Annotated in this window: 19 protein-coding genes and 1 tRNA gene; 5 read left to right on the top strand and 15 right to left on the bottom strand. The window is 59.5% G+C overall.

The annotated features are described in order from the left end of the window. Positions 1 to 4: 4 nt before the first annotated feature. The 7 genes from pseG to GCN74_RS10830 form a co-directional block, all read right to left on the bottom strand. Positions 5 to 1,102, bottom strand: a complete 1,098-nt coding sequence (pseG, locus tag GCN74_RS10860) for a UDP-2,4-diacetamido-2,4,6-trideoxy-beta-L-altropyranose hydrolase (RefSeq protein ID WP_152256693.1) — start codon at positions 1,100 to 1,102, stop codon at positions 5 to 7. Continuing rightward, entirely contained in the window at positions 1,099 to 2,388 is a 1,290-nt protein-coding gene (locus tag GCN74_RS10855; protein WP_152256692.1) for an aminotransferase class III-fold pyridoxal phosphate-dependent enzyme, read from the bottom strand. The genes pseG and GCN74_RS10855 overlap by 4 nt, the downstream gene beginning before the upstream one ends. A 1-nt stretch (position 2,389) precedes the next feature. After that, a complete protein-coding gene (locus GCN74_RS10850; protein WP_152256691.1) occupies positions 2,390 to 3,169 on the bottom strand; it encodes a cytidylyltransferase domain-containing protein in 780 nt (259 codons plus the stop codon). Continuing rightward, positions 3,166 to 4,068 carry an aldo/keto reductase gene (locus GCN74_RS10845; protein WP_152256690.1) on the bottom strand — a complete coding sequence of 301 codons (903 nt, stop codon included), beginning with the start codon at positions 4,066 to 4,068 and terminating at the stop codon, positions 3,166 to 3,168. The genes GCN74_RS10850 and GCN74_RS10845 overlap by 4 nt, the downstream gene beginning before the upstream one ends. Then, complete coding sequence (pseC, locus tag GCN74_RS10840) at positions 4,065 to 5,222, bottom strand: UDP-4-amino-4,6-dideoxy-N-acetyl-beta-L-altrosamine transaminase (RefSeq protein ID WP_152256741.1); 1,158 nt, start codon at positions 5,220 to 5,222, stop codon at positions 4,065 to 4,067. Before pseC ends, GCN74_RS10845 begins: the two co-directional genes overlap by 4 nt. Positions 5,223 to 5,231: 9 nt before the next feature. Continuing rightward, entirely contained in the window at positions 5,232 to 6,242 is a 1,011-nt protein-coding gene (gene pseB / locus GCN74_RS10835) for a UDP-N-acetylglucosamine 4,6-dehydratase (inverting) (protein WP_152256689.1), read from the bottom strand. A 1,202-nt stretch (positions 6,243 to 7,444) separates the two neighbouring features. Further along, positions 7,445 to 8,983 (bottom strand): DEAD/DEAH box helicase, encoded by a 1,539-nt coding sequence (locus GCN74_RS10830; protein WP_152256688.1) that lies wholly within the window; start codon positions 8,981 to 8,983, stop codon positions 7,445 to 7,447. Positions 8,984 to 9,346: 363 nt separating this feature from the next. On the opposite strand from GCN74_RS10830, the gene GCN74_RS10825 reads away from it, so the two are divergent. After that, the gene (locus tag GCN74_RS10825) at positions 9,347 to 9,565 is read left to right on the top strand and encodes an oxidoreductase-like domain-containing protein (protein WP_152256687.1); all 219 of its coding nucleotides are present in this window, start codon (positions 9,347 to 9,349) and stop codon (positions 9,563 to 9,565) included. Here the strand turns inward: GCN74_RS10825 and GCN74_RS10820 are convergent. Then, the gene (locus tag GCN74_RS10820) at positions 9,562 to 11,244 is read right to left on the bottom strand and encodes a methyl-accepting chemotaxis protein (protein ID WP_152256686.1); all 1,683 of its coding nucleotides are present in this window, start codon (positions 11,242 to 11,244) and stop codon (positions 9,562 to 9,564) included. The two genes, GCN74_RS10825 and GCN74_RS10820, sit on opposite strands and share 4 nt — an antisense overlap. A gap of 614 nt (positions 11,245 to 11,858) precedes the next feature. Between GCN74_RS10820 and GCN74_RS10815 the strand changes: the two genes are divergently transcribed. After that, entirely contained in the window at positions 11,859 to 12,578 is a 720-nt protein-coding gene (locus GCN74_RS10815; RefSeq protein WP_152256740.1) for a Crp/Fnr family transcriptional regulator, read from the top strand. A gap of 68 nt (positions 12,579 to 12,646) precedes the next feature. Beyond that, the gene (locus tag GCN74_RS10810) at positions 12,647 to 13,252 is read left to right on the top strand and encodes a glutathione S-transferase (protein WP_152256685.1); all 606 of its coding nucleotides are present in this window, start codon (positions 12,647 to 12,649) and stop codon (positions 13,250 to 13,252) included. Between the two features lie 11 nt (positions 13,253 to 13,263). Here GCN74_RS10810 and GCN74_RS10805 read toward each other — a convergent pair whose 3' ends face one another. Further along, positions 13,264 to 13,680, bottom strand: a complete 417-nt coding sequence (locus GCN74_RS10805) for a GFA family protein (protein ID WP_152256684.1) — start codon at positions 13,678 to 13,680, stop codon at positions 13,264 to 13,266. A gap of 120 nt (positions 13,681 to 13,800) precedes the next feature. On the opposite strand from GCN74_RS10805, the gene GCN74_RS10800 reads away from it, so the two are divergent. After that, a complete protein-coding gene (locus GCN74_RS10800; protein ID WP_152256683.1) occupies positions 13,801 to 14,292 on the top strand; it encodes a DUF4265 domain-containing protein in 492 nt (163 codons plus the stop codon). A 15-nt stretch (positions 14,293 to 14,307) separates the two neighbouring features. Here the strand turns inward: GCN74_RS10800 and GCN74_RS10795 are convergent, their stop codons facing one another. Both GCN74_RS10795 and GCN74_RS10790 read right to left on the bottom strand, forming a co-directional pair. Continuing rightward, a complete protein-coding gene (locus tag GCN74_RS10795) occupies positions 14,308 to 14,841 on the bottom strand; it encodes a hypothetical protein (protein ID WP_152256682.1) in 534 nt (177 codons plus the stop codon). Then, positions 14,829 to 15,554, bottom strand: a complete 726-nt coding sequence (locus GCN74_RS10790) for a pyridoxine 5'-phosphate synthase (protein WP_152256681.1) — start codon at positions 15,552 to 15,554, stop codon at positions 14,829 to 14,831. The genes GCN74_RS10795 and GCN74_RS10790 overlap by 13 nt, the downstream gene beginning before the upstream one ends. A gap of 130 nt (positions 15,555 to 15,684) precedes the next feature. On the opposite strand from GCN74_RS10790, the gene GCN74_RS10785 reads away from it, so the two are divergent. After that, entirely contained in the window at positions 15,685 to 16,398 is a 714-nt protein-coding gene (locus GCN74_RS10785) for a YjjG family noncanonical pyrimidine nucleotidase (RefSeq protein ID WP_152256680.1), read from the top strand. Between the two features lie 72 nt (positions 16,399 to 16,470). On the opposite strand, the gene GCN74_RS10780 is transcribed toward GCN74_RS10785, so the two are convergent. From GCN74_RS10780 to dnaG, 4 genes are all read right to left on the bottom strand, one after another. Beyond that, complete coding sequence (locus tag GCN74_RS10780; protein ID WP_152256739.1) at positions 16,471 to 16,806, bottom strand: FKBP-type peptidyl-prolyl cis-trans isomerase; 336 nt, start codon at positions 16,804 to 16,806, stop codon at positions 16,471 to 16,473. Between the two features lie 100 nt (positions 16,807 to 16,906). Beyond that, a tRNA-Ile gene (locus GCN74_RS10775) sits at positions 16,907 to 16,985 on the bottom strand. 108 nt (positions 16,986 to 17,093) lie between these two features. Continuing rightward, positions 17,094 to 19,334 (bottom strand): RNA polymerase sigma factor RpoD, encoded by a 2,241-nt coding sequence (rpoD, locus tag GCN74_RS10770; RefSeq protein ID WP_092796101.1) that lies wholly within the window; start codon positions 19,332 to 19,334, stop codon positions 17,094 to 17,096. A gap of 464 nt (positions 19,335 to 19,798) precedes the next feature. Beyond that, positions 19,799 to 21,595, bottom strand: a complete 1,797-nt coding sequence (gene dnaG / locus GCN74_RS10765; RefSeq protein ID WP_152256679.1) for a DNA primase — start codon at positions 21,593 to 21,595, stop codon at positions 19,799 to 19,801. Positions 21,596 to 21,635 lie beyond the last annotated feature (40 nt).

Below are 21,635 nucleotides of genomic sequence, written 5' to 3'. Positions count from 1 at the left end.
TTATTTAACAAAAAGTAGTAAAGATGGTTTCTTGAATTTTTTTGGCGCCATGCCCAACCAAGGAATTGCTAATTTTAGACATACTTAAAAGCATATCCTTATTATCAATGCAATCATTCAAGACCTTATAAATGTAATGACTGGATATCTTCCCAGACTCTCCAATTATCTTCAATGCGCCGATACTTTCCAGGTCTCGAGCGGCAATCTCCTGGTTCTTCGCCAGAATAATAATCAGACTTGGCAAACCAAGATAGCCACGCTCCCATAATGTAGAGCCGCCTGCACCGATAGCCAGATCAGCGGCCAGCATCAATTCCGCAATATTATCTATCTGGCAGTGATATTGATAATTTCCCGCTTCTTCACATAGCGACTGGATCAAGGAACGATGCGGATTGCTGGCACCAACGACCACGTCGACCTCAAGATCTGCTCGTTTCAGCATGCGCAGAGCATGAATTACATTACTTGTTTCATTGGCAGGATCTGCGCCGCCCAAAAAAACAAGAATTCGCTTTACAGTGCCATCACGTAGTCTGGAGTGATTGCGCATCCGAATAAACTCAGGACGCAATAAAGCATAGGCGGGACCAAGTAACTTCGTGGATATCGAAGGGATCAAATTATCATAGCGCGATTGCATGTCGCAATAATAATTTTGGTCCAGCAAGATATCGCAGCCATGTTGACGATCAGCAAGATCATCAATCACCATCATTTTTCGGGTAAATGGGGCAATCTGCCGCTCCCATTCCAGCTCAAGAGCATAGTGATCAACAATGATGCAGTCGACTGTAGGGCGTTGCGACAACACGCCGACAACCTCGTCAATTTCCTGTTGCAACGATACACCCAACCAATGCAGATGCGCAGGATAATCCCCCACCTCGTCATTGCTGACGCTGGGGGATGCGAGTCGAATTACCTCATACTCTTTTGACAATAACCAGTCAATATAATTGCCGGGAAAATCTCGACAAATAAAAGTTACGGTGACGCCATTGGCTCTGAGCTCATCAGCAAGCGTGGCGCACCGCATGACATGCCCACTTCCCATTTGCACCGAAGCATCTGTGCGAATGACGATAGATCTTTTCATCGCACCTTAAACAAAGGTTCAAGCGGCTTGCAACGCAACAGTCCTTCCAGCGTGCCATCCCTGACCGCATTAACGAGCATGGGAACAACCTCTTCATATGCGGCAAACAATTGCTGCAGGTCGCTATCGCTATGGCTATAGTTGACATTATGTGAACCAAAAGTCAATATCCCACGCGCCAGCATTTCTTGCATAAACAAGGTCTTGATGTGCCATTGCGTATACGAGCCAGCATCCTTGATCAGTACGAAACTCCAGCTCGAATGTCCTGCGACGCTCAGGATATGCTCGGCCTCATTGGCAGCGATGATGGCGTTGAGGCGATCGATAATTTTTTGCCCCTGCTTCTTGATCGTCGCCACGACAGGTTCGCGCTGCAATTTTTCCATTGTCGCCAGGGCCGCTGCCAGCGACAGCGTTTCGCCACCGAAGGTAAACGAGAAGAAGATTTCTTCCATCAGCTTCATGACATCGGCGCGGCCGGCGATGGCCGATACCGGGTAGCCATTCGCCAGGCCCTTGCCGAATGTGGCCAGGTCGGGCGTGACGCCAAACAGCTCTTGCGCACCGCCATTGGCGTAGCGGAAACCCGTGATGGTTTCATCAAAGATCAGCAGCGCGCCGTGCTTGTGGGCCAGGGCCTTGACGCCTTCGAGGAACCCTTCCACCGGCGCGTACACATTCATCGGTTCGAGGATCACGGCCGAGATCTGCTCGGGGAAGTCGGCAAACAGCTTTTCCAGCGATGCCAGGTCGTTATACACAAAACTGTGCGTCAGTTCGCGCGTGGCAACAGGAACGCCGCGGTTGCGCGCGGTCGAACCGATATACCAGTCCTGCCAGCCGTGGTAGCCGCACACGGCCACATGTTCACGGTTGGTGTAGGCGCGCGCCAGGCGGATCGCACCGGCGGTGGCATCGGAACCATTCTTGCCGAAACGCACCATCTCGGCGCAAGGCACGATTTCGCAGATCTTTTCCGCGACCTGCATTTCAATCTGGTGCGGCAGGCTGAAGATCACGCCCTCGTCCATTTGCGCCTTGACCGCGTTGTTCACGTCCTCATCGTTGTAGCCGAGCGTGATCGACGCCAGGCTGCTGATGAAATCGATGTATTCATTGCCATCCACATCCCATACATGGCTACCCTTGCCGCGTTGAATAAAATACGGCGAAACACCCAATGGAAACTGGGTTTTGCTCTTGCTGAAAGTCTGCGAGCCGAGCGGGATCGTTTTAAGGGCGCGTTCCAATAACTCTTCAGAGCGTTGATAGCGTGTAGACATATTAGTTCTCTATGGTGGGGGGGGTAGTCGGCATGGCATCGGCGTCGAGCGATTTCTGATATCCCTCGTTACGTCCATGCATGGTGTTCCAATTTACTAATTCGGGGCGCTGCTCCAGCAGGGAAAGGACATCCCGCATGGAAAAACGCGCGTTCTTCGGATACAACGCGTCATAAATCATGGTGACCAGCTCGAAATCCTTCGGTTCATCCACAGTCCAGCGCAAGTGCGACAAATCCGCGGCGTTACGGTACACGCCCACCTTGTAGCGCCCGGCTTGCTGGTGAATGAACGGTGTGACATGCTCGCGCTGCGACGACAAACGCGCTTCGCGCCACGCCTCGTCCAGGCATGAGGCGCGGAAGATCTCCACATCGAGGCCATCCGGATAGGTGGCTTCAACACTATTGCTGACGTAGTCGTAGTCGCCGGCCAGATAAAACGCGATGACCTCGTCGATCAGCGCGGGGTCGGTCAGCGGGCAATCGGCCGTCAGACGCACGATATGCTCGGGTGCAAACGTGTGCGCCGCCTGGTGAAAACGCTCCAGCACGTCGTTCAGGTCGCCCCTGAAGCAAGCGATGCCATTGGCCGCGCACAATGTTTCAATGGCGTCATCCGACGCTTCGCGGCTCGTTGCCACCAGCAATTGATCGATCTGGCGCACGTCGCGCAAACGCTCGATCTGGCGCAGCAGCATCGGCTCGCCCAGCAAGGGCTTGAGCACCTTGCCTGGCAGCCGCGACGACGAAAAACGGGCCTGCAATATTGCCAATATCATGATTTACCCTTTGCATGCTGCCACAAGGCAGGATTGACGATCGCTTCGTCGCTGATCGCAAACGCGTCATAGCCTGCGCGCGCGGCGCCTGCGGCCGCGTGTGCGGCCGCCGCGCATATTTCTTGCAATTGCACGCTGGAATTGACGCCACAGACCACCTGGTCGATCTCCTCCAGCCCGGTCACAAAGCCCAGCGCCGCTTGCAGCGGCGTCAAGCCTTGTCCGGCAATAAAGCGGTGATAGGCGGCCAGATGCTCGCGCACGCCGTCAAAATGGGCCGGCAATTCGTGCGGAGCCATCAGCAGCAAGCCTTGCAGGAAGGCGGAACGGGCATGGATCTCGACACCTGCCTGTTTCAATTTGCGCAGATGTCCGCTATGCAGCAAACGCTGGTCCAGCACGTTGACAGGCAGCTGAATCAGGTCGATCGGGAAGCGCGCCAGTACGGCATCAATCTGCTGCCCGGTATAGACGGACACGCCAATCTTGCTGACCAGGCCACGCTGCTTCAACAGCACCATGCGCGCCATCAGCGCATCGCCACCGGGCAACAGCAAGTCGTCGACGCGGTGGATCAACAAACCATATACGGCGGGACGCTGCAGCTTGCGCAGCGAGGCGTGCAGGCTGTCTTCCAGTTGCTGCGCTTCCGCCTCAGTCACGGCCGAACCCGCAAACTGCGGCGTCTTGGTCACGATATCGAAAGCTGCGGCAGGTGACATCGCACGGCCCAGCACGGCTTCGCTGTCGCCATACAGTGCCGCCGTATCGATCAACGTCAATTGCAGCTGGGCCGCAGCGGCCAGAATCGCCGCCACTTCCCCTTCGCTTACCTTGCCTGCCGTATTGGCGATACCATAATCGAGCCCGAACTGAACTGCGCCCAAGCCTATTTTCATTTCAGCGCTTTCCGCAAGGCCTCGATGACGCGGTCTTGCTGCTCTTCCGTGAAGGTGGCGTACATGGGCAGGCTGATGGCTTGCGAATAGTAATGTTCCGCTTCCGGGAAATCGCCAGGCTTGAAGCCTTTTGCTGCATAGTAAGGCTGGAGATGCACGGGAATATAGTGCAGATTGACGCCTATCGATTGCGCGCGCAGGGCGTCGAAGACCTCGCGGTGCGTCTGCGTCAGCTGCCCGGTCTGCAGGCGGATCACATACAGGTGCAAGCCCGAATAACCATCGGGATGCTGCCATGGCGTGATGACAGGAAGATCCGCCAGCAAGGCGTCATAGCGGCGCGCCATGACATGGCGATGCGCCACGAAGTCATCGAGCCGTACCATCTGGCTCAGGCCAAGCGCTGCCTGCATGTCGGTCATGCGGTAGTTGTAGCCGAGCGTGACCTGCTGGTAATACCATGCACCATCGGGCGCATGCGTCATCAGCTCGGGATCGCGCGTAATGCCATGGCTGCGCAATTGTTGCAGGCTGGTCGCCAGCTGTGCGTCTTGCGTAGTCGCCATACCGCCTTCGGCACTGGTAATAATCTTCACGGGGTGGAAGCTGAAGACGGTAATGTCGCTGTAGCGGCAATTGCCTATGGGTTCGCCACGATACTTGCCGCCTATGGCATGCGAAGCATCTTCGATAATCTTGAAGCCGTATTCCTGGCCCAAAGCATGGATGGCAAGCATGTCGCAAGGCTGCCCCGTCAAATGCACGGGAATGACCACCTTCGGCAGACGTCCCGCCAGCTTCGCCTGTGCCAGCTTATGCGCCAACGCCTCCACGCTCAGGTTGTAGGTGCGCGCATCGATATCGACAAAGTCGACATCGGCACCGCAATACAAGGCGCAATTAGCACTGGCAACGAAGGTATTCGGACTGGTCCAGACCAGATCCCCGGGGCCGACGCCCAGTGCCAGGCATGCGATATGCAAGGCACTCGTGGCGCTATTGACCGCGATCGCGTGGGATGCGCCGCAATATGCCGCCAGCGCTTGCTCGAACGCCGGCACCGCCGGCCCCTGCGTCAGAAAGTCGGAGCGCAAGACATCAACGACGGCCTGAATATCGGCCTCGGAAATATCCTGTCGGCCGTAAGGAATCATCGTCATGTTTTACGCGGTATGGGTAGGGTCAACGTGAGCCTGGATCAGCTCGCGCAATTGTTCTTTGCTCAGGAAGTCGGTATTGCTGCCGCTGTCATAGCAGAAACCCGGCGGCACCAATTTGGCACCCATCTTGTCGCAATACTCTTGCGTCGAATACTTCGCGCTCATCGGCAGGATGGCGTAGTACTTGCCCATGTCAACGGTGTTGAAACTGTCGCTGGAGGTGATCATTTCTTCATGAATCTTTTCGCCTGGACGCACGCCGACCACCGGGAAGCTGCACTCGGGACCAATGGCTTCAGCCACATCGGTGATGCGGTAGGAAGGAATCTTCGGTACCAGCACTTCGCCGCCCCATGCGTTTTCGAGCGACCACAGCACCATGTCCACGCCCTCTTGCAAGCTGATGTTGAAGCGAGTCATGGCCGTATCGGTGATCGGCAACACGCCCGTCGCGCGGCGCTCGAGGAAGAAAGGAATCACCGAGCCGCGGCTGCCCATCACGTTACCGTAACGAACGACGCTGAAACGCAGATCGCGATTGCCAACGATATTATTTGCTGCAACGAACAGCTTGTCCGAGCACAGCTTGGTGGCGCCGTACAGATTGATCGGCGCGGCAGCCTTGTCGGTAGACAAAGCGACTACACGCTGCACTTTGGTATCCAGGCAAGCCTCGATCAGGTTTTGCGCACCCAATACGTTGGTCTTGATGCATTCGAACGGGTTATATTCCGCCGCGGGCACTTGTTTCAGCGCGGCAGCATGAATCACGATATCAATCCCTTCCAGCGCGCGGCGCAGACGGGCTTCGTCGCGGATATCGCCGATGAAATAACGGATACCGGCATATTTTTCGTCCGAAAACTCATGCGCCATTTCAAACTGTTTCAATTCATCGCGCGAAAATACCACGAGACGCTTGATGGTCGGATAACGCTCCAGCACGGTTTTGACAAAGGCCTTGCCGAACGAACCCGTTCCGCCGGTAATGAGAATAGACTTATCTGATAACATTTTTATATTATTAATTAAATGAGAATAACGAATTAAATAAACACAACATGCTCAGCAGACACCGATATCGTTAACAAATCGGCATCATATCCATCAGGGCGACTCGGTAGCACATTGCACTAACCAGGAGAAGGAGAGGATAGATATTGCCCGAGACTCAGCCGGACATACATTTACCCTAGCCTGGTCAGCGCAACAAATTGACGTGCTTCAAAACGGAAACCGTAACCAGCTCAAAGTAATCAAGAGCCCGAGCAACACAGCCAGCCACTTTGACAACCTACTAATCGATGAATCACCGCACATCAAAGATGACATGGATTCAAGAAGATCAGAATGCGCTGAATGATGTGACGCAAGATATTTCTAATTGCTTTTTAAAAATACAGTCGCACCATTTTAACATTATTGTCTTGCTAAAAATACGGAATTCTCGCCTAAAAAACCACATTCCACCATGCAGCCATGGTTCCATTTCTTCGCAACAACGATAGACAGAAAGCAAATTACCTGCATTAATATACTGCACCATATGCAGGAAATATTTTCAACTAAGCAAACAATGACTGAATGGCTGATGCTGCAATTGACGGCCTGCCTGGCACTCCATGCCACACGGCACAAGCACTGCGGCAGCGACACCCTCCGCTACCCCGCCCGGCAACAAACACCACTTCCACAATTCCGGATACGACCTTCCAAGCCTGCATGATATATGCACCGCCGCCGATTTTCTAACCATCTTGTGCGGTTTTACACCTTGTCACAATTACGCAGCAACATAGCCAGCGCCACCACCTATAATATTTGCCCTGCATGCCAGATTCTGCCGCACATGCTTTAAGGCAAGCCGATACGGAACAATTCCTGCCTCCCGCGCCCATGTCAGCCAGCAGGGTCGCCAATGCGCCCGCACCGGCCAATGACAAAGTTCATAGCCGCCGATCTTGAGCGGCCGCCTGCAGGCGGCGCACGAATAATCACATCAGCAACACCAGCAACAAGTTCGGCCAACGACGGCAAGGCAACCGCGCCACATGCCGCATGGACGCCAAGCCCGCTCAGGAAGCACGCCCACCCACCGTTACACCCACGGCCGCTAGCGCGGCGCGCCCTGACGCAACAACACGCCGTCAAAAAAAAAGCGCCGGGACCAATGCCCCGGCGCTTGCGCCATCCAGAATACCAATGCATCAACGTTATTACTTCAATAACCCACCCAGCAAGGCCGCCACTTTCTGCTTCGGCTTGGCCGCCACAGGCGCCATGCTGGCAGCCGCCGGGGCTGCCGCCTTGGCTGGCTCATACGGCTTCAGGAACCAGGGATCGGTCTTTTCGCGGCGGGCGCCGGGACCGAAGGCGGGACGCGTACCGCGCTCGGCGGAACGGCTGTCGCGGCTGTCGCCGGCATGGCGGCCCTCCGGGGCGCGTGCGGGACGCGCCTCGCCACCTTCGCTGCGGCGCGGCGGACGGCGCTCGCTGTCGCTGCCGCGGGCGGGTGCCGGATTGAAGCCGGCGAGTTCACCGCGCTTGATGCTTTGCTTGATGAGTTTTTCGATATCGGCCAGCAAGCGCTCGTCTTTATCCGAATAGATCGAAATGGCGTCGCCCGACGCACCCGCGCGGCCAGTGCGGCCGATGCGGTGCACATAGTCTTCCGCGTTGTACGGCAAGTCGAAGTTGATGACGCAGGGCAAATCGGAAATATCCAGGCCGCGCGCCGCCACGTCGGTAGCCACGAGCACGTCAATCTCGCCCTTCTTGAACGCTTCCAGCGCCGCCATGCGCTCCTGCTGGCTCTTGTCGCCATGAATCGCCGTGGCGCTCATGCCTTCCTGCTCCAGCACGCGGGCCAGGCGCGAGGCGCCGATCTTGGTGTTGGAGAACACGATGACCTGCTTCAGGTCGCGCTGGCGCAGCAGATGGGCGACCAGCGCATGTTTCTGATCTTCCGGCACCTTGTAGACCACTTGCGTGACCTTGTCGGCCGTCTGGTTGCTGCGCGCCACTTCGATCGTCAGCGGATCGTTGAGGAAGGTCGCGGCCAGCTTCTTGATTTCTGGCGAGAACGTAGCCGAGAACATCAGGTTCTGGCGTTGCTTCGGCAACATGTTGATGATGCGCTGCAAGTCCGGCAGGAAGCCCATGTCCAGCATGCGGTCCGCCTCATCCATGACCAGCATCTGCACCTGGCTCAGGCTGATGTTCTTTTGCTCGATATGGTCGAGCAGGCGGCCTGGCGTGGCGATGACGATTTCCACGCCGCCGCGCAGGATGACGGTTTGCGGCTTCATGTCCATGCCGCCGAAGACGACGGTCGAGCGCAGCGGCGTATGCTTGGCGTAGGCCTTGACGTTTTCAGCCACCTGCACCGCCAGCTCACGGGTCGGCGTCAGGATCAGCGCGCGCACCGGGTGGCGCGCCGGCGACATGCTGCTGCTGGCATGCGCCAGCAACAATTGGATGATCGGCAAGGAAAAACCCGCCGTCTTGCCCGTGCCCGTTTGCGCGGCGCCCATCACGTCGCGGCCTTGCAGCACGACGGGAATCGCTTGTTCCTGGATCGGTGTCGGGTGGGTGTAGCCTTGCTCGGTCAGGGCGCGCTGGATTTCAGGCGCGAGGCCGAAGTCGGCAAAAGTCAGGGCGGGAGCAGCGGATGCGGCAGGTGCAGGGGCGGCGGCAGGCGCCGCTTCAGGGGCAATCGCCGGGCTGGGCGTAGGAGTCGATTCGGTTTCAGACATAAATTTTCTGGTGTGCCTCCGCACTGCGGAAGCCATGCTTTCTCAATAAACAACATTTCGGGGCACAGGCAGCTCCGTCTTGCAAGCCATGGATCATCGTTCTTGCGGCACCTGCGCGCTCCGGGACATGCTGAACGGCGTATGCGGGAGCGTCGAAGAGGTGTGCTGCGATGGCGGCGGAGATCGCGCCGGCGGAACATCGCGCGCAGAAGATACAATATCAGTGCTGTAAACGATACCCTAATTCACCGCAACTGTACACGGAAACCGTGATTTTTGAGCAAAAAGCGTTCCAGCAAAGGCACGCCGGGATGCCGTATGATGCCTGCTCCGCTACCAGCTCCGCCGCCCTCTGTCCTCACCATGCCCACCCCGCCTTTACCCCACGATCCGCAACCGCAAGCGCCCAGGAAACCGGACAATGACGAGTGCTGCCGCAGCGGTTGCACCTTTTGCGTGCTGGAAATGTATCAGGAAGACCTGGCCGCCTACGAAGCGGCCCTGAGGGCATGGCAACAGCGCCAGCAAGCCGCTGCCGCCCCCACCACTCCGACCGTCAAAAAACCGCGCAAGCGCCCTTAAAAGCTTTCCCACTCATCCACTGGCGCCGCGCGGCGCGGCGTGGCGGCCAATTGACGGGGCGCCGGCGCCACCGCTGCGGGCGCCTTGACAGCCTTGGTCGGCGCGCTCGGCGCCCTTCCAGCGGCGCTGGCGGCGTCAAGCCTGAAGATGCTGACCACGGCGCTCAGGCTGGCGGCCTGCTCCTGCATCGATTCGGCCGCCGCGGCCGCCTCTTCCACCAGGGCCGCATTTTGCTGCGTCACCTGATCCATCTGGGCGATGGCCTGGTTGACCTGCTCGATGCCGGCGCTCTGTTCGCTGCTGGCAGCCGTGATCTCGCTCATGATGTCCGTCACGCGGGTGATGCTGGCAACGATGTCATCCATCGTGCGGCCCGCCTGGTCCACCAGTGCCGATCCCGCCTCGACTTTCTCGACCGAATCGCCGATCAGAACTTTGATATCCTTGGCCGCCGCAGCCGAGCGTTGCGCCAGGTTGCGCACTTCCGTGGCGACGACGGCAAAGCCCCGTCCCTGCTCGCCCGCGCGCGCGGCCTCGACGGCCGCATTCAAAGCCAGGATATTGGTCTGGAAAGCAATGCCGTCGATGACGGCGATGATGTCGACGATCTTGCGCGACGAAGCGTTGATCGACGCCATCGTGCCCACCACTTCGCTGACGACCTTGCCGCCCTCGATGGCGATGCTCGACGAAGTCAGCGCCATGGTATTGGCCTGGCGCGCATTGTCCGCATTCTGCTTCACGGTCGACGTCAGTTCTTCCATCGAGGACGCCGTTTCTTCCAGCGAACTGGCCTGCTCTTCCGTGCGCGACGACAAGTCCTGATTACCGGCGGCAATCTGGCTCGATGCCGTGGCGATGGTGTCCGTGCCGCTGCGCACCTGGCCCACCAGGTTCTGCAGGCTGGCATTCATGTCTTTCAGGGCCTGCATCAATTGCCCCGTTTCGTCTTGCGATTGCACAACAATATGCGCGGTCAAGTCGCCCGCCGCCACCTGGCGCGCCACGCCGACCGCCTCGATCAGGGGACGGGCCACGCTGCGCGCCACCCACAGCGCCAGCAGCATGCCGATGACGACGATGCCTACCAGCAGGCCGATCAGGCTGGCGCGCGAAGCCGCATACGTGGCATCGGCGCTGGCGCTCGAACGCGCGCCGCCCTCCGTATTGATGGACACGAGTTTATCCAGGGTCACCATCATGTCCGCCATGACCTTGGCCGACGGCCCCACGGCCAGCGCGCGCGCCTCTTCCTTCTTCATCTCGCGCGACAGGCTCAGCATGGTTGCGTGCAGGCGCATGAATTCATCGTTGAGCGCAAGGAAACGCTCGAAGACTTCCTTCTCGCCCGGCTCCGAAATCAGGGCGCGGTAATTGTCGCCGTCCGTCTTCAGCTTGCTCTGCGTTTCCGTCATGCGCGCTTCATTCTGCGCCATGTCGGCATCCTGCGCGGCCAGCATGTGCGCCAGTTCCCAGCGGCGGAAATCGCTGACATCGCTGCGCATGGACATGGCTGCCAGCACGCTGGGCATCCAGTTGGCGGACAGATCCGTCGACGCGGTATTGATACGCGCCATGGAAAAGATCGCCGATACGCCCAGGGCCGCCGTCAACAGCAGCACGGCGCCAAACGACAAGATCAGTTTGGTGGCAATTTTCAAATCAAAAAACCATTTCATGCGTTGCTTTCCTTCATTAATCGGGACTGGACAAATACCCGCCGGCAAATGCACTGCACGGGCAGTGAGGCGACCCATGAAAGCATCGCAAGATGAAGCAGAAAGGACCCGGGTTCGGCAGCGAGACCAGCAGCCTGCGCAGTGCAGCCGTCGCATACAACGACAAATGCAAACGACAAGCGCAACGACAGCTGCCGGCACGCGCGCCAATTTCCACAAGGCAATATTTTATCACCATCGTATTTTGGCGCCGACTGGTTTGATCGCGGCAGACGGCCAAAGTTCGCGGAGAACGGGCAGCAGGCCGTCTTTTTGCCCTGGCACGCTGGTTTCCAAACGGAGAAAAATGAAAAAACAGGCGTAGGAGTCGGATGACACGAGGCAATGTTCCTAGCCTACATAAGCACGTCGGCTCATCCGATGCCCGCCTGCGCCCCCCCGTCTTATAGTGGATACAAGATTCAGTACAACGCTAGCAAGCCAGAAACGCAGCGCCATCCAACAAAATCAGAAGACGAGGCCCTACCATGTATAAAGCTTATAGCAACCTGACCCCAGCAACGAATAGCCACGCCGCCGTCCAGCACAACTGGCAAGCCGCCCCCGCCACACCCATGATCAGCATCACGGGCGCACAACAGAACGAATTGCTGCGCGCCTTGTCGCGCGCCGATCTGGAGCGCCTGTTTTGCCAACTGGAACTGGTTGCCCTGCCTGCCGGCAAGCACTTGTTCGATTGCGGCGGCAAGATTGAATATGCGTATTTCCCCACCAACGCCATCGTGTCCCTGCTGTATGTGATGGAAGACGGCGCCACCACCGAGATCGCCGTCATCGGCCGCGAAGGCGTCGCCGGCGTGGTGCTGTACGAAGCCGAGCGCGCCACCTGCACGGCCATCGTGCAGACGGCCGGCTACGGCTACCGCCTGAAAACGGCCTTCCTGCGCGAAGTGTTCAACGAAGGCGGCGCGCTGGCACAATTGCTGATGCGCTACACCAGCGCCATGTTTGCGCAAATGGCACAGAACGTGGTGGGCGGCCGTCATTGCAGCATCGAACAGAAACTGTGCCGCTGGCTGCTGGACCGCCTCGATCGCTCGCTGTCGAACGAGCTGAAGGTCACGCAAGACACCATGGCCAACATGCTGGGCGTGCGCCGCGAAAGCGTCACCGTCACGGCCCGCAAGCTGCAGGACGAAGGCTTGATCCAGTACCGCCGCGGCACGGTCGAAGTGCTGGACCGCGAAGGCCTGGAAGCGGCCGCCGGCAATTGCTACAAGGCCGCGCGCGCCGGTTTTGAACAGTTCCGCAACGGCATTAGCGCACACAATTAAGCAGGACGCTGGCCAGCGGGCAGGCAAGCGGGTATCGTGGATACTCCTGACTACCCCGGAGACTGGCCATGAAACTGATCGGCATGCTCGACTCGCCCTATGTGCGCAGGGTCGCCATCTGTTTGCAACTGCAGGGAATTGCCTACGAGCACTTGCCGCTGTCCGTGTTCCGCAACTTGGATGCCGTGCGCGAGATCAACCCCGTCATCAAGGTGCCGACCCTGGTACTGGACGACGGGCAAGTGCTCATGGATTCCACCTTGATCCTCCATTATCTATCGCTGCTGCGTCCGGACACCGCCGCCCCCTCCCTCGCCGACAGCGTACGTACGCTGCGCCTGACGGGCCTGGCGCTGGCCGCCTATGAAAAAGCCGTACAGATCGTCTACGAACGCAAGCTGCGTCCGCTCGACAAGCAGCACGCGCCATGGCTGGAGCGGGTCGGCATGCAACTGCGCGCCGCCTGGACCGCGCTGGAACAGGAGTGCGCGCAGCTGCCCCTGCCTGGCGAGACGGGCAGTATCGACCAGGCGGGCGTAACCATCGCCGTCGGCTGGAGCTTCGCCCAGCTGGAAACGCCCGATATCGTCAAGCCGGCCGACTATCGCTGCGTGCACGCCTACACGCGCTCGGCAGAAACCCTGCCTGCCTTCCTGGCCACGCCGCCCGTCTGACGCACGGAGGATTACTTGCCTGCGCCGCCCGGCCCGGGTGCGGCGACGGCCCGCTCGAAGTGCCACCAGAGCGGCCTGAGATCGTCAAAAGAGTGGTATGCGGGCGCAAAGGCCGCCCGGGCAGGATGATCAAAACTACCCACCAGCAAGGCCACCGTCGGCGCATCGTCGATGGCGCCGATGGAACTGCCGCACGCGGCGCAAAAGGCCCGGCTCGAATACCCGGAAGAACGGTAGGTTGCCGGTGCACCAGCCGTGCCCGTCCAGCGCACTTGATCGCGCGCAAACTCCACCCACGCCACAGTGGGCGCGCCCGTGTGCTGCTGGCAATTGCGGCACGAGCAGCTGTGCGGATTGCTGCCCTCGCCTGTCACTTCGAAGCGCACGGCGCCACATAAGCAGCCGCCGACCTGTACCACATCCTTCATTGCCTCTCCTCGTTTGCACTGTTGCGTACCCGGCCAGCGGGCACGTAGCCGGTACAATATTGCCATAAACCCACCCTGGCGCAGCCCGCAGTGCGTGACGCCGGCACTATGAAAGAATGAATGGAAGACATCAATTGCGAAGGCTTGCCGCATATCCGCGTATTGGCAGGTGAAAACACCCACGGTCCCGTGTATGAAACCCTGCCCGCACGCCAGATTGACGAGCACGTCTATGAACTGCTGGCCTCGCCCGGCCTGACCCTGAACCTGGCGCGCGGCGACATCGTCAGCATCGCCGACCCGCTCGCCCCCGCCGAAGTATTGAAGCGCGGCGGCAATTTCTGCATCCAGGTGTATGCCGACGACGTGCCGCAAGCAGCAGTGGACCAGCTCGAACGCGACGTGCAAAGCCAGCTGGGCGGCACCATGGACGGCCAGTACAAAGGCAACCTCACCTTCAGCGTGCCGGGCCACCACGGCATCCACAACGTCAACGCCCCCTTCGACGCCTTCCGCGCAGCAACGGGCGTGGAATGGTACTTCGCCAATATCTACGTCAACCTCGATGACGACGATGATGAAACCTTGCTCAACTGGTGGGTGGATATGTAATCGCTGCATGCACACTCACGACGCGAGTTCCTGCCCCTCCTCGCCACCCGCCTGTGCCCCATGCGGCCTGCACCAGACGAACTTGCCCGTGGCCGGCTGGTACAGCAAGGGGCCTTCATCGGAAATGGCCAGCAAGCAAGGCCTGCATGCGGCAAGCGCGGCCGGTGTCAGCGCATAGGCGCGCGCCCGGCTGGCCATGAACAAGACGGGGGCCGCCCCGGCAGCCTGAAAGTGGGACACGAGAAACGCGGCCACGCGGCCCGATTGCGCCGGGTGCTCGCTGGGAACGGCATCAAACTCGGCCAGCCAGTCCGGCCCCGATACCCTTGGCTGCAGGCGGTGTCCTGCGCGCAACTGCATCGGGTGCGTTTCAGCGGGATGGGCCGATACATGGCGCGTCCACAGCAGCGCCGCAGCGTGAGGCGTCAGCGCCTGTACCTGCGCCAGCACCTGTGGCGGCACGAAAAAATCGGCATCGAAGAACGGCCAGTCGCGGTCAGGCTGCAGCGGCCGGCCAGCTTCGTCGCCCAGGCCCCCTACGATCGACATATTTCAAGATAGCGGCCCAGCACCTTGTCCATGCCCTGCTCGATGCACTCGACCACCAGCGCATGGCCGATCGACACTTCCAGGATGCCGGGAATGTCCAGGAAACGCGCCAGGTTGTGCAGGTCAAGATCGTGCCCGGCGTTCACGCCTAGTCCCAGCGCCTGGGCACGGCGCGCCGCCTGCAGATAGGTATCGAAGACGGCATCGGCCTGCCCGCTGCCATAACTCTCGGCAAACCGTTCCGTGTACAGCTCGACCCGCGCCGCGCCCACTTCGCGCGCCCAGTCCAGCGCCGGGTAGTCGGCATCGACAAACAGGCTGACGCGGATGCCCAGGTCGTTCAATTGCGCAATGGCGGGACGCAGCAGCGCCGCATGCCGTTCGATGTCCCAGCCGTGATCGGACGTCAGTTGCCCCGGCATGTCCGGCACCAGGGTGCATTGCGCCGGACGCGCGCTTTTCACGACCTGCAGAAATTCCGCCGCCGGATATCCCTCCACGTTCAGCTCGCGTCCCCGCTCCGCGCACAGGCGCTGCAATGGCGCAACATCATCGTAGCGCGCATGGCGCTGGTCCGGACGCGGATGCAAGGTGATGCCGGCGGCGCCCAGATCGAGAAAGCGCGCCGAAAAAGCGAGCAGGTCGGGGAAGTTGCGGCCGCGCGAATTGCGCAGCAGCGCGATTTTATTAACGTTGACGGAGAACTCGGTCATGGGCAGGAATGGCGTGAAGACAACAGGTGTGGCAGCGATTGTAGCGGATCGCCCGCGCAGGGCACGGCCAACCGAACTCGGCGCTACGTGCTACGATGCAAAACAAGTTCCACGCTTTCAACAACATGCCATGAAATACACATTATTCCTGTTTGACCTTGACGATACCCTACTTGATTTCAGGGCGTCCGAAAAACGCTCGTTTCTGCACACCATGCACGAACTGGGTTTGCGCGACGGCATCGACGGCTTGTTTTCCCAATACCAGGCGATCAACGTCGACCTGTGGAAACGTTTCGAGACGGGTGACGTGAGCAAGGATTTCCTGAAAGTGGAGCGCTTCCGCAAGACGTTTGCACTGAACGCTATCGCCATCGATCCGGAACTGGCCAGCCGGCTGTATCTGGACTCGTTGCCGGACACGGTCGTGCTCATCGATGGCGCCAAACAAGTGTGCGAAACCCTGTCGCGCATCGGCGAAGTGGGCATCATCACCAATGGCGTCGAAGCCATCCAGAACCGCCGCATCGCCGCCTCCGGCCTGGGCGACTACATTTCCTTCGTCGCCACCTCCGAAGCGTGCGGCCACGCCAAGCCGGACGTGCGCTTCTTCGAATATGCGGCCGACATGGCGCGCGCCTTCAGCAAGGAGACGACCATCATCATCGGCGACCGCCTGGACGCCGACATCCTAGGCGCCAACCGCTACGGCATCGACAGCTGCTGGTTCAACCCGGACAGCATGGCCAATACCTCGGCCGCCATCCCCACCTATGAAGTGGCCAGCCTGCACGACATCGTGCCGACACTGGACCTGGTGCCGGCCAAGCTGAAACAGGCTTGACCACCCACAGGCGCGGCAGTTGAAATGTGCTGGGAGAAACTGAAGCGATTAAGCTGATACCGCTGCCCGCCATCAATCGCGCGTCAGCACTTCCAGCAATTCAATTTCGAACAGCAGATTGGAATGCGGCGGGATCAAGCCCACCTGCCGCTCGCCATACGCCAGTGCTGCCGGCACCCACAGCTTGCGCGTGCCGCCAACCTGCATGCCCTGCAAACCCAGAATCCAGCCCTGGATGACCTTGTTATTGCTCAACACGCAGCGAAAAGGCTCACCCCGCTTGTGCGACGAGTCAAACTCCGTCCCATCTTCCAGCCAGCCCCGGTAGTGGGCCGTGATCAGCGCACCACGCGCCGCCGCCTTACCCTCACCGACCACGATATCTTCCATCTTCACTTCAGCCGTCATCTCATTCCATCCATCATCAATCGTAATGCCGCGATTGTACGACAGCACGAAAAAAGCCCCGGCAGTTGCCCGCCGGGGCTTGATCTATTGCTGCAAATTCTGGTGGGCCTCCCGTGAGTCGAACACGGCACCAACGGATTATGAGTCCGCTGCTCTAACCAAGCATGAGCTAGAGGCCCGGGAACTGCGGCGTGGCGGCGCTGTTGATGCCCGCCTCGCGCGGCCGTTTTGGAAACGGACACGCGAGGATAGGGGTATCAGGGGCGTACGTCAAGCCCTATTGGCTTCTAGTTGCCTTCCAAGAAGCTTTTCAGCTTGTCGGAGCGCGATGGGTGGCGCAGCTTGCGCAGCGCCTTGGCTTCGATCTGGCGGATGCGCTCGCGCGTCACGTCAAATTGCTTGCCCACTTCTTCCAGGGTATGGTCGGTGGACATCTCGATGCCGAAACGCATGCGCAGCACTTTCGCTTCGCGCGGCGTCAAGGAATCGAGCACGTCCTTGACCACGCCGCGCATGGACGCGTGCAGGGCCGCATCGGCCGGCGCCAGGGTGTTGTTGTCCTCGATGAAGTCGCCCAAGTGGGAATCGTCGTCGTCGCCGATCGGCGTTTCCATCGAGATCGGTTCCTTGGCGATTTTCATGATCTTGCGGATCTTGTCCTCGGGCATCTCCATCTTGATCGCCAGGGTGGCCGGATCGGGCTCCGCGCCCGTTTCCTGCAGGATCTGGCGGGAAATCCGGTTCATCTTGTTGATCGTCTCGATCATGTGCACGGGAATGCGGATCGTGCGCGCCTGGTCGGCGATCGAGCGCGTGATGGCCTGGCGGATCCACCAGGTGGCATAGGTCGAGAACTTGTAGCCGCGGCGGTACTCGAACTTGTCGACGGCCTTCATCAGGCCGATATTGCCTTCCTGAATCAGGTCGAGGAATTGCAGGCCCCGGTTCGTGTATTTCTTGGCGATCGAAATAACCAGGCGCAAGTTGGCCTCCGTCATTTCGCGCTTGGCCTTGCGCGCCTTCATTTCACCGGCCGCCATCTGGCGGTTGATGTTGCGCAAGTCCGGCAGCGGCAAGACGACCCGCGCCTGCAGGTCGATCAGGCGCTGCTGCAGTTCCTTGACGGTCGGAATGTTGCGGCCCAGGATGGCGCTGTACGCGTGTCCTGCGTTGACTTCGCCATCGACCCAGTCTAGGTTGGTTTCATTGCCCGGGAAGACCTTGATGAAGTGGGCGCGCGGCATGCCGCAGCGGTTCACGGCCACGTCGAGGATCTGCTTCTCGATATGGCGCACTTCGTCGACCTGGCCGCGCAGGGTGTCGCACAGCTTTTCCACCACCTTGGCCGTGAAGCGGATGCCCAGCAATTCTTGCGAAATGGCTTCCTGCGCCTTGGCGTAGGGTTTCGAGTTGTAGCCTTCTTTTTCGAAGGCGCGGCGCATCTTGTCGAACTGCTGAGAAATGACGGCAAATTTTTCCAGTGCCGTGCGTTTCAGGGTTTCCAGCTGCTCCGCCGAGAAACCGGCGGCGCCCGACGCGCTCGCTTCTTCTTCCTCTTCTTCTTCCTCTTCTTCCGCTTCGCCCTCTTCCTCGTCTTCTTCGACGGGGGCGGCCACGACAGGCGCGGCGACCGGTTCGTTTTCATCGACGAGACCGTCGACGATTTCGTCGATCTTGATCTCTTCGTTGGCGATGCGGTCGGCGGCGGCGATGATTTCGGCGATCGTCACGGGACAGGCGGAAATGGCCTGGATCATGTCTTTCAAGCCATCTTCGATGCGCTTGGCAATCTCGATCTCGCCTTCGCGCGTCAGCAGCTCGACCGAACCCATTTCACGCATGTACATGCGCACGGGGTCGGTGGTGCGGCCGAAATCGGAATCGACGGTCGACAATGCGGCCTCGGCCGCTGCTTCCGCCTCATCGTCGCTGGTGACGACGGCAACGTTATCGGACAGCAACAACGTTTCCGCATCGGGCGCGTGCTCGTAGACGGCGATGCCCATGTCATTGAAGGTACCGATGATGCCTTCGATGGCTTCCGGATCGACGATGTTTTCGGGCAAGTGATCGTTGATTTCCGCATACGTGAGGAAACCGCGTTCCTTGCCGAACTTGATCAGGGTCTTGAGTTTCTGGCGCCGGCGCTCGAGCTCTTCCTCGCTCGCTTCCGTGTCGGACGAAAACGCGTCTTTCAGCAGCGCGCGCTCCTTCGCCTTGCGGTCCTTGGCCTTGGCCTTGTCGACGGCCTTCAGCTCGGCCCGCTCGACGGCGTTCAGCGCGGCGACTTCATCATTTTCTGGCTGGAATTCTTTGGGCTTGCGGCCGCGGCGGCCTGGCACTTTTACCGACGGCAAGACATAACCGGACGTATCGATGGCTGCCAGGGTGGCAGCATCGGTGGTCTGGCTGACCACAGGCGGCGCGCTGGTTACGCGGGCTTCTGGCCGGTCGAGCGCCTTTTCGGCTTTCGTGGTAACTTTAGTGGGCTTTGCAGCCGCTTTGGATTCGGGTTTCTTGATTGGCACAGGCGCTTTCGATTACACAACGACTTGCTTTACGGTGGATTAGGATAAAGTTTGCTGCCAGCTCCCTGTCTACCTGCGGGAACCACCATCTTCGAACCTGCCGACTACGCAAATTCGACACTGTTACGTTACTTACACCTCATCGGCCACGATCCGCGGGAAGCGCAGCAATTCCTGTCCACCGGCTGTTGCCAGCCGTCTCGGCAAAAATTCCTGCATCGACCGCGTTGGGAGCGAGAGCCTGGCGCGGCTTGCCAGCGTCTGCGGGCCTTGCCCGCAACGCCGAAAACGCCAGTTGGCCCTGGCTGCCGACACGATCCACCGCGCCGATCAAGAGCCTAACTTACTGAAAACAAATACTATTTACGAAACAGAACTAGCTTGCCAAAGCACACAATACTTAGCATTTAATTATAGCACGCGAAAAATGTTTTTCCAGTGCGCGCCATGCCCCCAGAGCAAGGTTATCGATTCACCAACTCGGCATCGCGCTCACGCTCCAGCTCACCTTGCTCCTGCATGATTTCGCGGTAGCGTACACCAATTTTCTCGGATGGCAAACCCGACGCAAACAATTGCTGCAATTCCGCCTTCAAGGCATTCAATTTGATCTCGCGGATGGTGCTTACCAGCCACGACAATTCGCTGTCGTAATCGGATTCCGTGCCGGCCGCGATTTCGCCGATGATCTCGTCGTATTCGCTGCCCAGCTCCTTCAACTGCTGCGCCAGTGCGGCAAAACTGCCGTGCTCGCCCAGCGCCTGGCCCACGGCCACCAGCTGCCCCAGACTGTGCGCCGCATCGGGCCCCAGGTGCTGGAAGGCGGCCAGGGCGGCCTCGTCGATGCGCAGGGTCAAGGGCGGATGCGCCACCAGCATGCGCATGATCTTCAATTCCAGCCCCACAGGCACGGGACGGCCCGATTTCGGCGGCGCGCGGTGCGCCACGGCAACGGGCTTGGCCAGCTCGAACAGCGCTTCGATCTCGGCCGGCGTGGACTGCGTCAGCTGCGCCAGCCCACGCACGATCTGCAAACGCAAGGACGACGGCGCCATCAGTTGCAGCAGGGGCTTGGCGTCGAACTGCACGCGGGCGCGCCCTTCCGGCTCCGACAGATCATGCTCGCCCGACACTTCCTTGAGCAGGAATTGCGACAGCGGCATGGCTTCATGCACTTGCTGTTCGAAGCCTTCGGCGCCGAATTCGCGGATGTAGCTGTCCGGATCGTGTTCCGACGGCAGGAACAGGAATTTGATGGTCTTGTTGTCCGACACGTGGGCCAGGCTCGCTTCCAGCGCGCGGCGGGCGGCGCGGCGGCCGGCCTTGTCGCCGTCAAAGCTGAAGATCACGCTATCGGTCTGGCGCAGCAGTTTTTGCACGTGGGTGGGCGTGCACGCCGTGCCCAGGGTGGCCACCGCTTGCGGGAAACCCATCTGCGCCAGCGCCACCACGTCCATATAGCCTTCCGTCACCAGCACATAGCCGGCGTCGCGGATGGCCTGGCGCGCCTCGAACAGCCCATAGAGTTCGAAACCCTTGGAAAACAAGGGGGTTTCCGGCGAGTTCAGGTATTTCGGTTCGCCATGGTCGAGCACGCGGCCGCCAAAGGCGATGACCTGGCCCTTGGTATTGCGAATCGGAAACATGATGCGTTCGCGGAAACGGTCGTAACGCTTGCGGTTATTGCCCTCTTCATCGACCTTGTCGATCACCAGGCCCGCTTCGGCCAGGGCCACCACGTCGTAATCGGGAAAGACGGAGCGCAGGTTGTCCCAGCCGCCGGGCGCGAAACCCATGCCGAAGCGAGCGGCCACTTCGCCCGTCAAGCCCCGATTTTTGAGGTAGGCGATGGCTTCCGGTGCGTGGCGCAATTGCCCGCGGTAATAATCGCAAGCCTGCGTCATGGCGTCGGACAAGGCCAGGCTTTGCGCCTGGATCTGCGCGCGCTGGGCCGGCGGGATCTTGTCGTCCGCTTCCGGCACGACCATGCCCACGTTCTGCGCCAGGTCCTTGACGGCATCGACAAAGCCCATGCCCGAGTATTCGATCAGGAAGCCGATCGAGGTGCCATGCGCGCCACAGCCGAAACAATGATAGAACTGCTTGGTGGGGCTGACGGTAAAGCTGGGCGATTTTTCACTGTGGAACGGGCACAAGCCCATGAAATTGGCGCCACCTTTTTTCAGTTGCACATAGCGGCCCACGACATCGACGATATCGACGCGGTTGAGCAAATCGGAAATGAAGGATTGAGGTATCACTGGCTAGGGCGGGTCTTGTTATAGGTCAGACTATACTACC

This window comes from Janthinobacterium sp. FT14W, assembly GCF_009208755.1.
Taxonomy (GTDB): domain Bacteria; phylum Pseudomonadota; class Gammaproteobacteria; order Burkholderiales; family Burkholderiaceae_D; genus Janthinobacterium; species Janthinobacterium violaceinigrum.
The sequence above is the reverse complement of the archived record's forward strand: the minus strand, read 5'-3'. Positions and strand labels throughout refer to the sequence as shown.

Excerpts from the sequence above, each read along its gene's own strand:
- pseG (WP_152256693.1), bottom strand. The coding sequence starts at position 1,102 with ATGAAAAGATCTATCGTCATTCGCACAGATGCTTCGGTGCAAATGGGA.
- GCN74_RS10855 (WP_152256692.1), bottom strand. The coding sequence starts at position 2,388 with ATGTCTACACGCTATCAACGCTCTGAAGAGTTATTGGAACGCGCCCTT.
- GCN74_RS10850 (WP_152256691.1), bottom strand. The coding sequence starts at position 3,169 with ATGATATTGGCAATATTGCAGGCCCGTTTTTCGTCGTCGCGGCTGCCA.
- GCN74_RS10845 (WP_152256690.1), bottom strand. The coding sequence starts at position 4,068 with ATGAAAATAGGCTTGGGCGCAGTTCAGTTCGGGCTCGATTATGGTATC.
- pseC (WP_152256741.1), bottom strand. The coding sequence starts at position 5,222 with ATGATTCCTTACGGCCGACAGGATATTTCCGAGGCCGATATTCAGGCC.
- pseB (WP_152256689.1), bottom strand. The coding sequence starts at position 6,242 with ATGTTATCAGATAAGTCTATTCTCATTACCGGCGGAACGGGTTCGTTC.
- GCN74_RS10830 (WP_152256688.1), bottom strand. The coding sequence starts at position 8,983 with ATGTCTGAAACCGAATCGACTCCTACGCCCAGCCCGGCGATTGCCCCT.
- GCN74_RS10825 (WP_152256687.1), top strand. The coding sequence starts at position 9,347 with ATGCCCACCCCGCCTTTACCCCACGATCCGCAACCGCAAGCGCCCAGG.
- GCN74_RS10820 (WP_152256686.1), bottom strand. The coding sequence starts at position 11,244 with ATGAAATGGTTTTTTGATTTGAAAATTGCCACCAAACTGATCTTGTCG.
- GCN74_RS10815 (WP_152256740.1), top strand. The coding sequence starts at position 11,859 with ATGATCAGCATCACGGGCGCACAACAGAACGAATTGCTGCGCGCCTTG.
- GCN74_RS10810 (WP_152256685.1), top strand. The coding sequence starts at position 12,647 with ATGAAACTGATCGGCATGCTCGACTCGCCCTATGTGCGCAGGGTCGCC.
- GCN74_RS10805 (WP_152256684.1), bottom strand. The coding sequence starts at position 13,680 with ATGAAGGATGTGGTACAGGTCGGCGGCTGCTTATGTGGCGCCGTGCGC.
- GCN74_RS10800 (WP_152256683.1), top strand. The coding sequence starts at position 13,801 with ATGGAAGACATCAATTGCGAAGGCTTGCCGCATATCCGCGTATTGGCA.
- GCN74_RS10795 (WP_152256682.1), bottom strand. The coding sequence starts at position 14,841 with ATGTCGATCGTAGGGGGCCTGGGCGACGAAGCTGGCCGGCCGCTGCAG.
- GCN74_RS10790 (WP_152256681.1), bottom strand. The coding sequence starts at position 15,554 with ATGACCGAGTTCTCCGTCAACGTTAATAAAATCGCGCTGCTGCGCAAT.
- GCN74_RS10785 (WP_152256680.1), top strand. The coding sequence starts at position 15,685 with ATGAAATACACATTATTCCTGTTTGACCTTGACGATACCCTACTTGAT.
- GCN74_RS10780 (WP_152256739.1), bottom strand. The coding sequence starts at position 16,806 with ATGACGGCTGAAGTGAAGATGGAAGATATCGTGGTCGGTGAGGGTAAG.